At 30.8% G+C, this 11,750-nt stretch carries 12 protein-coding genes; 11 read left to right on the plus strand and 1 reads right to left on the minus strand.

What is annotated here, in order from left to right; translation table 11 throughout:
• The first annotated feature begins 147 nt into the window (after positions 1-147).
• The 9 genes from dapF to V6137_RS05885 all read left to right on the plus strand — a co-directional run bounded on the left by dapF (position 148) and on the right by V6137_RS05885 (position 8,882).
• A complete protein-coding gene (gene dapF / locus V6137_RS05845; protein WP_425446957.1) occupies positions 148-1,026 on the plus strand; it encodes a diaminopimelate epimerase in 879 nt (292 codons plus the stop codon).
• Complete coding sequence (locus V6137_RS05850) at positions 1,013-2,020, plus strand: aspartate-semialdehyde dehydrogenase (protein WP_425446958.1); 1,008 nt, start codon at positions 1,013-1,015, stop codon at positions 2,018-2,020. Before dapF ends, V6137_RS05850 begins: the two co-directional genes overlap by 14 nt.
• The gene (gene dapA / locus V6137_RS05855; RefSeq protein WP_425446959.1) at positions 2,007-2,897 is read left to right on the plus strand and encodes a 4-hydroxy-tetrahydrodipicolinate synthase; all 891 of its coding nucleotides are present in this window, start codon (positions 2,007-2,009) and stop codon (positions 2,895-2,897) included. Before V6137_RS05850 ends, dapA begins: the two co-directional genes overlap by 14 nt.
• Position 2,898: 1 nt before the next feature.
• On the plus strand, positions 2,899-3,657 hold the full coding sequence (dapB, locus tag V6137_RS05860; RefSeq protein ID WP_425446960.1) for a 4-hydroxy-tetrahydrodipicolinate reductase: 759 nt from the start codon (positions 2,899-2,901) through the stop codon (positions 3,655-3,657).
• A gap of 33 nt (positions 3,658-3,690) precedes the next feature.
• Positions 3,691-4,428 (plus strand): 2,3,4,5-tetrahydropyridine-2,6-dicarboxylate N-acetyltransferase, encoded by a 738-nt coding sequence (dapD, locus tag V6137_RS05865; RefSeq protein WP_425446961.1) that lies wholly within the window; start codon positions 3,691-3,693, stop codon positions 4,426-4,428.
• A gap of 39 nt (positions 4,429-4,467) precedes the next feature.
• A complete protein-coding gene (locus V6137_RS05870) occupies positions 4,468-5,664 on the plus strand; it encodes an aspartate aminotransferase family protein (protein WP_425446962.1) in 1,197 nt (398 codons plus the stop codon).
• A 16-nt stretch (positions 5,665-5,680) separates the two neighbouring features.
• Positions 5,681-6,829, plus strand: a complete 1,149-nt coding sequence (locus V6137_RS05875; protein WP_425446963.1) for a M20 metallopeptidase family protein — start codon at positions 5,681-5,683, stop codon at positions 6,827-6,829.
• Positions 6,830-7,158: 329 nt separating this feature from the next.
• Positions 7,159-7,773 carry a nucleoside deaminase gene (locus tag V6137_RS05880; RefSeq protein WP_425446964.1) on the plus strand — a complete coding sequence of 205 codons (615 nt, stop codon included), beginning with the start codon at positions 7,159-7,161 and terminating at the stop codon, positions 7,771-7,773.
• An 11-nt stretch (positions 7,774-7,784) separates the two neighbouring features.
• Positions 7,785-8,882: a hypothetical protein gene (locus V6137_RS05885; RefSeq protein ID WP_425446965.1), complete on the plus strand. Its 1,098-nt coding sequence runs from the start codon at positions 7,785-7,787 to the stop codon at positions 8,880-8,882.
• A 32-nt stretch (positions 8,883-8,914) separates the two neighbouring features.
• On the opposite strand, the gene ychF is transcribed toward V6137_RS05885, so the two are convergent.
• On the minus strand, positions 8,915-10,006 hold the full coding sequence (gene ychF, locus V6137_RS05890) for a redox-regulated ATPase YchF (protein WP_425446966.1): 1,092 nt from the start codon (positions 10,004-10,006) through the stop codon (positions 8,915-8,917).
• Positions 10,007-10,131: 125 nt separating this feature from the next.
• Here ychF and V6137_RS05895 point away from each other — a divergent pair, with 125 nt between their 5' ends.
• A complete protein-coding gene (locus V6137_RS05895; RefSeq protein ID WP_425446967.1) occupies positions 10,132-10,332 on the plus strand; it encodes a hypothetical protein in 201 nt (66 codons plus the stop codon).
• Between the two features lie 458 nt (positions 10,333-10,790).
• Positions 10,791-11,717: a phosphate ABC transporter substrate-binding protein gene (locus V6137_RS05900; RefSeq protein WP_425446968.1), complete on the plus strand. Its 927-nt coding sequence runs from the start codon at positions 10,791-10,793 to the stop codon at positions 11,715-11,717.
• The last annotated feature ends 33 nt before the right edge of the window (positions 11,718-11,750 follow it).

Consider the following 11,750-nt stretch of genomic DNA (forward strand, 5'->3'; position numbering starts at 1 on the left):
TTTTTAATATAATTAGTTTACTGTTATAGGAGGTATATAAACTCTTAGACTTTTCTTAATATTTATAATTTTATGAAACTATATTGACCTTGAGTAGTCTAATTAAAAATATTAATAAATAATTACTTAGAAATGTAAGTTTATAATATGGGGGTGTTACATCTGTTATATTTTGAAAAGTTTCATGGGGCAGGAAATGATTTTATTATACTTAATGGATTAGAGGAAAAACTATTATCTTTACCTGTATTAGCAAAAGATATATGTGATAGACACTTTGGTATTGGTGCTGATGGAATGATAGTAGTAGAATCTTCTAAAATAGCCGATATTAAGATGACTTTTTTTAATAGTGATGGTTCTAGGGCTCCAATGTGTGGAAATGGCATAAGATGCTTTGGGAAATATGTTTATGATAATAAGATAGTTGATAAAGAAGTGTTTGATGTTGAAACATTAGCAGGGATAATAAAGCTAGAGGTTATTCCGTCAGACAAAGGAATTGAAGGAATTAGAGTAAATATAGGGGAACCGATATTTGATAACAATAAATTTCCAATAAATACTGAAAAATCTATAGTAATAGAAGAAAGTATTGAAGTAAATAATCAAGAATTTAAAATCTCTGCACTGTTTATAGGTACTATTCATGCCGTGATATTTGTAGCTAATCTAGATGAAATAGATATAAATACTATTGGACCATGTATAGAAAATAACTCTATGTTTCCAGAGAAAACCAATATAAACTTCTGTGAGGTTATAGATAATAAAAATCTGAAGGTTATAACTTGGGAGAGGGGAGCGGGATTAACCTTAGCCTGTGGAACAGGAGCAGCAGCTACTGCTGTTATAAGCTCAATAGTTAATAAAACTGATAATAACGTAAATGTTTATGTACCAGGAGGCTTATTGAAAATAGAAAAAACGGAAGCTGGAGTATATATGACAGGGCCAGCAGAACTTATATGTAAAGGCAATTATAATTATACTAATTTAAGGAGTGATGAAGATGAAAAATGTTAATTTAGCCATAGTTGGAGCAACAGGAATGGTGGGGAGAACATTTATTAAGATACTTGAGGAAAGGAAATTTCCTGTTAATAAGATATATTTTTTGGCATCAGCTAAATCTAAGGGGGAAGTCCTTATATTTAGAGGTCAAGAGTATGTAGTTGAGGAGCTTAATGAAGAGTCATTTGATAGAGATATTGATATAGCTTTATTTTCCGCAGGAGGTGAAGTAAGTAAAAGGTTTGCTCCAGTGGCTAGAGACAAAGGAGTTATAGTTATTGACAACAGTAGTGCATGGAGGATGGATGTAGATGTACCATTAATTGTACCTGAGTCAAACCCACAGGATATAAAAGGGCATAATGGAATAATAGCTAACCCAAACTGTAGTACCATTCAAGCTATAGTACCATTAAAAGCATTAGATGATAAATTTAAAATTAAAAGAATAATTTATTCCACTTATCAGGCAGTATCTGGTTCAGGGGTAGAAGGATTAAAGGACCTTGAAGATGGAGTACAAGGACTAGAAAACTCAAAATACCCCCATCCCATAGCATTTAATTGTCTTCCCCATATAGATGTATTTATGGATAATGGTTATACAAAGGAAGAAATGAAAATGATAGAAGAAACTAAAAAAATCCTTGGAAATGATGATTTAAAAATAACAGCAACAACAGTAAGGGTACCTGTAAGACATGGTCATAGTATATCTGTAAATATAGAATTTCAAAAGGATTTTGAATTGGAAGAAGTTTATGACGTTTTAGAAAATACTAAAGGAGTAATAATAGAAGATAATCCTAAGGAAAATATTTATCCTATGCCAGTTAGGGCTGAAGGCACAGATGAAGTTTATGTAGGTAGAATTAGAAAGGATTATAGTATAGAAAATGGCCTTAACATATGGGTCGTGGCAGATAATATTAGAAAGGGAGCGGCTACAAATACAGTACAAATAGCAGAATTGTTATTGGAGGATGATGATTATGACATTATTTAGAGGATCAGGAGTTGCATTAATAACTCCTTTTGATAGCAACGGTATTAATTATGAAAAATTAGAAGAACTTATCTACTGGCATATAGAAAGAAAAACTGATGCAATTATAATATGTGGAACTACCGGAGAAACTCCCACTATGACTAAGGATGAAAAGAAGAAAATTATTAAATTTACTGTAGATAAAGTTAAGGGTAGGATTCCTGTTATTGCAGGTACAGGAAGCAATAATACTAAGGAAACTGTAGACTTAAGTAAACATGCACAGAAAGTAGGTGCAGATGGATTATTACTTGTAACACCCTATTATAATAAAACCACCCAAAGAGGGTTAATCCAGCACTATAGATTCATAGCAGATAGGGTAGATATACCTATTGTACTTTATAATGTTCCTGGAAGAACCGGGTTAAATATGTTACCAGAGACTGTAGCTGAACTTGCTAAACATCCTAATATACAGGGATTAAAGGAGGCCAGTGGTGATATTAGTCAGGTGGCAGAGATAGGAAGACTTTGTCCAGAGGATTTTGACATATATTCAGGAAATGATGATCAGATTGTACCCATATTATCCTTAGGGGGTAAAGGGGTAATATCAGTTGTGGCTAATATCTTACCAGAAGAAACCCATAATTTAGTTATAAGTTACTTAGATGGAGAAGTAATTAAATCAAGGGACTTACAATTAAGTTTAAATGGACTGATCAATTCACTATTTATAGAAACTAACCCTATACCTATAAAAGAAGCAATGAACATTTTAGGAATGGAAGTGGGAGAAGTTAGACTGCCACTGGTAAAGATGGAAACAATAAATAGAAATATACTTATAGATAATTTAGAAGAGTTAGGATTAAGTACTGGGAGGGAATGATATGATAAGGACTATTATTTATGGATGCAATGGAAAAATGGGTCAAGTTCTTAGCAAACAACTAATGAATAATGATGATTTTCAAATAATTTGTGGAATTGATAGAAATACTACTGAATACAATAATAATTATCCAGTATATAATAGCTTATACCAATATAAAGAAGAAGTAGATGTGATAATAGATTTTTCCCATAGATCTTATTTAGATGAGATATTAGAGTATTCTTTGGATAATAAGATTCCTGTAGTCATAGCAACAACAGGATTCGATGATAAAGATTTAGATAAAATTAAAGGTGCCTCTAGAGAAGTTCCTATTCTTCATTCTTCCAATATGTCCCTAGGGATTAATGTACTATCAATGGTATTAAAACAAATAAGTGAATTATTAGATGAGAATTTTGATATAGAAATTATAGAAAAACATCATAATAGGAAGATAGATGCCCCAAGTGGTACTGCATATTTATTGGCTAATACTATAAACGACTCCTTAAAGAATAAGAAACAATATGTTTACGGAAGAGAAGGTGGAGATGCAAAAAGACAAGAAAGTGAAATTGGAATACATGCCCTTCGTGGTGGGACCATATCTGGAGAACATTCTGTTATTTTTGCAGGTCTTGATGAAGTAATAGAACTAAAACATACAGCATTATCTAAAAATATTTTTGCAGTTGGAGCTATGAGGGCTGCTAGATTTTTAGTTAATAAATCACCTGATTTGTACACTATGAATGATATCTTTAACATTTAAAGGTTATTAAACTAAAGAAAGGATGAAATACAAATGAGTATTGAAAATAAAATAATTAGTAATGAAAAAAAGTTAGAGGATGCATATGAAATAGCTAGATTTATAAAGGAAGCAAAAAAATCAACTCCAATAAAGTTATATATAAAAGGAGAACTAGAGAAGATTGATTTTAATGGGTTAAAAGTTTTTGGAGAAGGTAAATCAAGAATTGTATTTGGAGAATATGATGAAATAAAAAATATTCTTATAGACTATGAGGGAGAAATTGAGGACTTTCATATAGAAAATGATAGAAGAAATTCAGCTATTCCACTATTAGACATAAAAGAAATTAATGCTCGAATTGAACCGGGAGCTATTATTAGAGACATGGTAAAAATAGGAGATAATGCAGTTATTATGATGGGATCAGTTATAAACATAGGTGCCGAAATCGGAGAAAACACTATGATTGATATGAATGTAGTGGTTGGAGCTAGAGGAACCATTGGGAAAAATGTCCATGTAGGTGCAGGGTCAGTTATAGCTGGGGTATTAGAGCCGCCTAGTAAGACTCCAGTTATTATTGAAGATAATGTACTTATAGGGGCAAATGCAGTTATATTAGAAGGTGTAAAAGTAGGAGCAGGAGCAGTAGTAGCTGCTGGGGCTATGGTTACTAGAGATGTACCTTCAAATAGTGTAGTTGCAGGTACTCCAGCAAGGATAATTAAAGAAAAGGATGCAAAAACAGCTGATAAGGTAAAAATTTTAGATGATTTAAGAAAATAATTTTGGAAAGCCATAAGGAGAGTAATTGGGGGTTTTATTATGAGAAATATAATTATGGAGGATAGAAAATATATATTAAATGTTTATAAGAGAAATAAGTTAAAGATTGTAAAGGGTAAAGGATCCTATTTATATGATGAAAAGGGAGATAAGTATTTAGATATGTATAGTGGAATTGCTGTAAATAATCTAGGATTAAGCAATCCAGATCTTTTGTCTAGAATAACCGAACAGGCATCTAAATATATCCATTTATCTAACTATTTTGTATCGGAACCTACAGTGAATCTTGCAAAGGTATTAGTTGAATCTAGTTTTGCTTCTAAAGTGTTTTTCACTAATTCAGGAACCGAGTCAAATGAAGCAGCTATTAAATTGGCAAGAAAATTTGGTAAAAGTTATCATGAAGATAAGGTGGAAATACTTACTGCATATAATTCCTTTCATGGTAGAACAAATGGTAGTTTAGCTTTAACAGGGCAAGAAAAATATCAAAAAGATTTTAGACCTTTATTACCTAAAATAAACCACTTTAAATTCAATAGCATTGAAGAATTAACAGAAAAGGTTAATAAAAATACCTGTGGAGTATTTTTAGAAATAATTCAAGGTGAAGGCGGTATTAGAGAAGTTAGTGGGGAATTTATTGAAACCCTAGTGAAACTATCTAAGGAATATAATTTTTTAATTATAATAGATGAAATTCAAACAGGACTAGGTAGAACTGGGGACTTATTTGCCTATGAAAAGTTTGAACTTAGGCCCCATATAGTTACTTTAGCTAAATCTCTAGGAGGGGGGATGCCCTTAGGAGCAATGCTTGTCAGAGAAGATATAGAAGATATACTTAAGCCTGGAGACCATGGAAGCACATTTGGTGGTAATCCAGTAGCTTGTGCTGCTGGGGAGTATGTTATGGAAACAGTATTAAAAAAAGACTTTATAAATGAAGTTAGAAATAAAAGCGATTATATATTTAAAAGGCTAAAGGAACTGAAAGGTAAGTATTCTGATATCATTAAAGAACTTAGAGGAAGAGGTTTAATGATTGGAATAGATGTTGGTGATTACGCTGAGGATATTAAGAGTAAGGCTTTAGATAAAAAATTATTATTAAATGTAACCAGTGGATCAGTTATAAGATTATTACCTGCTCTCACTATTGAAACTAAAGAAATAAAAGAGTTTTTCACAAAATTTACTGAAATATTAAGTGAAATAGAAAAAAATATTTAAAGTAAGGAGGGTAAATTTGGAAGATTTATTGACTAATATTAGTAATGAAGTAATAAAAATAAGAAGAAAATTACATCAAATACCGGAAATAGGATTTAAAGAATTTAAAACATCCCGTTACATTAAAGAGAAATTAAAAGAATATGGATATGAAATAGAAGAAGTTGCAAAGACCGGCATTATAGCTATAAAAAAAGGAAAATCCAATAAAAAGGCCATCGCCTTTAGAGCAGATATGGATGGACTTATGGTTAATGAAAAGACAAATGTTATTTATAGCTCTATACATGAAGGGAAAATGCATGCATGTGGACATGATGGCCATATGGCTATCCTATTGGGATTGGCTCTTTACTTATCAAAGATAAACAACATAGACAGAGATATAGTTCTTATATTTCAACCGGCAGAGGAAGGTCCAGGGGGGGCTAAGGTTATAGTAGATGAAGGATATTTAGATAAATATAATATTGGAGCTATCTTTGGACTCCATACATACCCTGGGATAGAAGAAGGAAAGATAGGTGTAAAAAGGGGCCCTCTTATGGCACAGAACGGAGAAATTAATATTGAGATAAAAGCTAAATCCAGTCATGGGGCAATTCCCCATAAGGGTATAGATGGTATTGTCATAGCTTCCCAATTGGTTCAATCCTATCAAAGTATTATAAGTAGAAATATAGATCCATTGGAGGGAGCTGTATTGACAATAGGTAAGATCAAAGGTGGAGAAGCTAGAAATGTTATTGCATCTAATATTAAATTGGAAGGAACAATGAGAGCTTTTAATCCTGAGGTTTATAATCTAGTAAAAGAAAGAATTTTAGACATTAATAAGGGTATGGAAAAGGCATTTAATTGTAAAATAGAAACGGATATAATAGACTTTTATCCCCCAGTAATAAATGATGACAATCTATATACTACTGTTATAAATGCACTAGGGACAGAAGAAATAATTAATATTGATCCCATGATGATTTCAGAAGATTTTTCATATTATCAGCAAGCTATACCGGGATTTTTTATGATGTTAGGATCTAGAAATATAAGTAAAGGGTTAATTCATCCCCTTCATAGTTGCTATTTCGATTTTAATGAAGGTATTTTAATAGAAGGAGTAAAGGCTTATATTAAAATTTGTGAAGAATTGGAAGTTATCTGAGGAATTATAATTGTAATTATGTATGGACTGGATATAACTAGTCCATTTTGATTTAGCTTATTTGGTATTTTGCTTAGTTTATTTCAGATTTTAGATTAACTTTTAGTTTTTGGGGGATTCGTAATCCCCCAACTTATTTAACCATCAATAGATAAGGACAAGGCATGTTTTATCTTATCCATTATATAGGCATATAAAAAATAAAGGAAAATGGAAACAAATGTAGAAAATCAATTAAATAGTATAGGTTAAAATATTATGTGAAAAAGAAACTGCCAATTCATTGGAAGTTTAAGTTAGTCATTGAATAAATCATAGGGGGGAAAAGAATGTGGAATAAAATGTCTGAGCCATGGAAAGTATGTTTTGAAGAAGCATGGGAAGCCTATTGTAGTGGTTCAATACCAATAGGAGCAGTAATAGTTTCAAAGAATGGGGAAATTATATCCAAGGGAAGAAATATGATATATGAAGATATAAAGGAACCAAGACGATTAAGTAAAAGCAGGCTTGCCCATGCAGAAATGAATGCAATATATAACTGTGAAGAAGAAGTTAAGAATACTATAATATATTCAACAATGGAACCTTGTGTTATGTGCTTTGGAGCCATTGTAATGAATAGTATTAAAGAAGTTAATTATGCTGCAAGGGATGGAGTTGCCGGTGGAGTTAACTTAAAAAACTCTTTCATAGAAAAAAGGGGCATTAAAATAAATAAACATAATCCACAACTAGAAATAGTTCAATTAGTGATAAAGACAGATTACATATACAGAAATAGGGGAGATAGAGCTGAGGAGTTATTAAGTGTTTGGGAAAAAACATGTCCAGTAGGGATACAAATAGGAAGACAATGGTATAAAGAGAATAGGTTATTAAAGTTTAAGGAAGATAAATATAGTATAGAGCAGATAATTGAAGAGATTAGTAAAAATATATAGGGGTGTTATTGTTGAAAAAATTTAAAATATATAAGTATAAAAGTTTTTGGATTATACTTATTATAATGATAATAGCATTTAAAAACTATCAGTATTTTAGACATCGAGACCTTATATCAATCATAGATAAAAGTAATATTGTGGGGTCACAGAAGGTAATTATAAGGAGAAGTGATATGAGGGATTCGATTCACTATAACTTTGATATAGATAATAAAAATGATATAGAAAAAATAATACAACTTATAAAGTCTATCGAAGTTAGAAGGTATAGTAGTGGACCCAGCGGTATCCGTTATAATGGGTGTGAGAATAGTATTGTTTTTGAAAATAAAGATAACATAATTAATATGGATATAATCGGGAATAATCATGTTAGCATTCGCTCATATCCCGACGATTTTGATTATAATACTTATAAAATAATTGGAAATATAGATGCTAGTTGTCTTGATGATATAATAGAAAAAAAGACTAAATATATAGAAAACAAGTCTGACAGTAGTTTTAATTTATATGACATATATGCAGTAGATAGAGATGGCTATTGGGATTATAAATTATCAGACGGCACACATATGTACAAAAATTTAGGGTTTAAAGAGATAAAAGATAATAAGATTAAGGTAAACATGAGATATGTTAAAGATAATATAGATAAAAGGGGAAAATATATAGATAGGATTAAAGAAAAGGAGATTGAAATAATATCAAGTCAGCTTATCATAGACGATACTATGGTATTAAAAACTCCTTTAAAGAAGGGAAATACTTGGCAAACAAAAGTTAAGCTAAATATAGGTGGTGTGGAGGAAATTTATGATGCAACAGTTACCATAGAAGAAGTTACTAAAAAAATAGTTAAAACAAGTTTAGTAGTATCAGATCTAAAAAAGTTTAAAAATAAAGAATATATAAGAACCCAGATATATCAAAAGAATTTTGGATTGATTTATGAGAAATATAATGATAAAAATGGTTTAAACCACGAAGTTAGATTAGATAAAGTCTATAAATATTCTCTACGTGAATTTATAGATCCTAGAGAATATATGAAGCTAAATGATTTAGAGGTTATTGAGGATGATTTTAACTATATAGAAAAATAGAGCAATAAAAAACAGCCATTTTTGGCTGTTTTTTACACATTAAATCTAAATTCTACTACATCTCCATCTTTCATAACATAATCCTTACCTTCAAGTCTAACAAGACCTTTTTCCTTAGCAGCTGTCATACTTCCAGAATCACTTAAATCATCATAGTGAACAATTTCTGCTCTGATAAATCCTTGTTCCATATCGGTATGAATTTTACCTGCTGCTTGGGGAGCTTTAGTTCCTTTCTTTATAGTCCAAGCTCTAACTTCTTTAGGACCAGCAGTTAAGAAAGAAATAAGACCAAGTAATGAATAACTAGCTTTTATTAATTTGTCTAGACCTGATTCTTTAAGTCCTAGTTCCTCTAGGAACATATCCTTTTCTTCTTCATCTAGTTCTGATATTTCAGATTCTATCTTTCCACAAACTGTTATAACTTCAGAGCCTTCTTTTTCAGCATAGTCTTTTAATACCTTAATATGTTCATTATTATTTTCATCTAATATATCTTCCTCAGACATATTAGCAGCATATAATACAGGCTTGTTTGATAAGAAGTTATAATGTTTCATAAGCTTAGCTTCATCTTCACTTAACTCCAAACTTCTAACAGGTTTACTTTCTTCTAAAACTTCCACAGCTTTTTTAAGTACCTTTACTTCTTTAACTAAAGATTTATCGTTCCTAGCCATTTTTTCTATTTTTGCAAGACGTTTTGAAGCTATTTCTAAGTCAGAAAGTATTAATTCTAAATCAATTATTTCAATATCCCTTAAAGGATCTATATTTCCTTCAACATGGGTTATATTTTCATCTTCGAAACACCTAACCACATGGACTATAGATTCAACTTCTCTTATATGAGATAAAAATTGATTTCCTAAACCTTCTCCTTTACTGGCACCTTTAACTAATCCCGCTATATCAAAAAATTCTATAGCTGTAGGGACTTTCTTTTGAGAATCATACATTTTTTCAAGTACATCAAGTCGTTCATCTGGTACTGAAACAACTCCAACATTTGGTTCTATAGTACAGAATGGATAGTTTGCTGATTCAGCTCCAGCTGAAGTGATTGCATTAAAAAGAGTGCTTTTACCTACATTTGGTAATCCCACAATACCTAATTTCATCTATATCTTCCTTTCAAATGTTAATAATATTATTATACAAGTTTATAGTATCAGACTAAATTATACATCAACATTGGCTAAATTTCAATAAAGAATTAAATATTAGGGAGTAGGAGGTGATATATATGAATAGAGAGAAACAAGTTAGCTCCATAATCAATTATGTCGATAATAATAAAAATTCAATAGAAAGTAAAAGAATATGTACAATGATACTGGGAGAAAAAGATAGGGAAGTTAATGATGAATTAATTAAAGAGCTCCATGCAAGGCTCCCAAGAGCTAAACAAGATGTATTAAATAGTTGTTATAACATTATAGAATAATTGGATCTTATGATTATAGATTTTCTTCAAGGGCTGAATATATTCAGCCCTATTTATAATTCAAATAAGGTTATGTTTTTTAACCCTACTTACCCCCCCCATCCACCTATCTCTAATGAAAATTTAACCCTTTTGAATAAGATTAAACTAAATATTAGGAATAAACCAAGTTTGAAAGGCAATAACCTTTTCCGTGGAACTACCATAAATAATAAACTTAAATAAAGAAATAAAAGTAAAGTCATAATGGAGGCCTCCTTAAGTTATTTATTATTTATTTTGACCATATCAAAGAAAATAATCCATTAATAGTAATAGGTAAATGTTGTTATCATTTCACTTAACATTCATTTAACAAACCATTAACAGTGCCTAAACAAACAATATACTTTTCGGTGTTATACTATCCATGTACTAAAAAACAAATAAATTTTAAAAACGAAAGGGGTAAATTATTTATGAAATTATTTACAAAATCAAAAATATTGATTTTAGCTTTAGTATTAATTTTATCAGTATCAGTATTAGCAGCATGTGGTTCAGATGAAGATACAAATGGAAATGTAAGCTCAGAGGATAAAAAATCAGATAGTAATACTAATGATTCTAGTGATAATAAATCAGATAATAATAAATTAGAAGGTACAGTTGAGATAGCAGGCTCCACATCAGTACAGCCGGTAGCAGAGAAGTTAGCAGAAGCATTTATGGATAAAAATTCAGGTCTTACTATAAATGTACAAGGGATAGGATCATCAGCAGGGGTTAAGGCAGCTAATCAAGGAACTGCTGATATAGGAACAGCGTCAAGAAATCTTAAATCTGGTGAAGAAGAGTGGGGAGTAGATGACCATGTAATCGCCTATGATGGAATAGCTGTTGTTGTTAATAACGATAATCCAATTTCAGATTTAGATAAAGAAACTATAGTTAAAATATTTAAAGGTGAAATATCTAATTGGAAAGAAGCTGGTGGAGACGATGAAGACATTATAGTAGTAAGTCGTGAAGCAGGGTCAGGGACAAGGGGAGCATTTGAAGACATACTAGACCTTAAAAAAGAAGTAAATGGTAAGGAAGTAAGTGCAGTTGTACAAGATGTGGTAGGCAACTCCAATGGAGCAGTAAAACAAAATGTTGTAAATAAGAAAAATGCTATTGGATATATATCATTTGCATACTTAGATGATAAAGTTAAAGGTTTAAAAGTGAGTGGAACAGAACCAACAGTGGAAAATGTATTAGCTGATAAATATAATATTTCAAGACCATTCCTAATGATAACTAAAGGAGAAGTTCCAAAAGAAGCCCAAGCATTCTTAGACTTTGTATTTAGTCCAGAAGGTCAAAAAATAGTAGGAGAAGAACAAATACCTGTAAAATAAAAAAATATGTAATTATAAAGTTATCGGCATCGA

It is taken from the genome of Dethiothermospora halolimnae, from assembly GCF_037577855.1.
GTDB classification, from domain to species: domain Bacteria; phylum Bacillota; class Clostridia; order Tissierellales; family VENL01; genus Dethiothermospora; species Dethiothermospora halolimnae.

What these genes read in the sequence shown, in the direction of transcription:
- dapD (WP_425446961.1), top strand. Translation starts at nt 3,691, where the DNA reads ATGAGTATTGAAAATAAAATAATTAGTAATGAAAAAAAGTTAGAGGAT.
- dapA (WP_425446959.1), top strand. Translation starts at nt 2,007, where the DNA reads ATGACATTATTTAGAGGATCAGGAGTTGCATTAATAACTCCTTTTGAT.
- V6137_RS05870 (WP_425446962.1), top strand. Translation starts at nt 4,468, where the DNA reads ATGAGAAATATAATTATGGAGGATAGAAAATATATATTAAATGTTTAT.
- V6137_RS05900 (WP_425446968.1), top strand. Translation starts at nt 10,791, where the DNA reads ATGAAATTATTTACAAAATCAAAAATATTGATTTTAGCTTTAGTATTA.
- V6137_RS05895 (WP_425446967.1), top strand. Translation starts at nt 10,132, where the DNA reads ATGAATAGAGAGAAACAAGTTAGCTCCATAATCAATTATGTCGATAAT.
- V6137_RS05880 (WP_425446964.1), top strand. Translation starts at nt 7,159, where the DNA reads ATGTGGAATAAAATGTCTGAGCCATGGAAAGTATGTTTTGAAGAAGCA.
- dapF (WP_425446957.1), top strand. Translation starts at nt 148, where the DNA reads ATGGGGGTGTTACATCTGTTATATTTTGAAAAGTTTCATGGGGCAGGA.
- ychF (WP_425446966.1), bottom strand. Translation starts at nt 10,006, where the DNA reads ATGAAATTAGGTATTGTGGGATTACCAAATGTAGGTAAAAGCACTCTT.
- V6137_RS05850 (WP_425446958.1), top strand. Translation starts at nt 1,013, where the DNA reads ATGAAAAATGTTAATTTAGCCATAGTTGGAGCAACAGGAATGGTGGGG.
- dapB (WP_425446960.1), top strand. Translation starts at nt 2,899, where the DNA reads ATGATAAGGACTATTATTTATGGATGCAATGGAAAAATGGGTCAAGTT.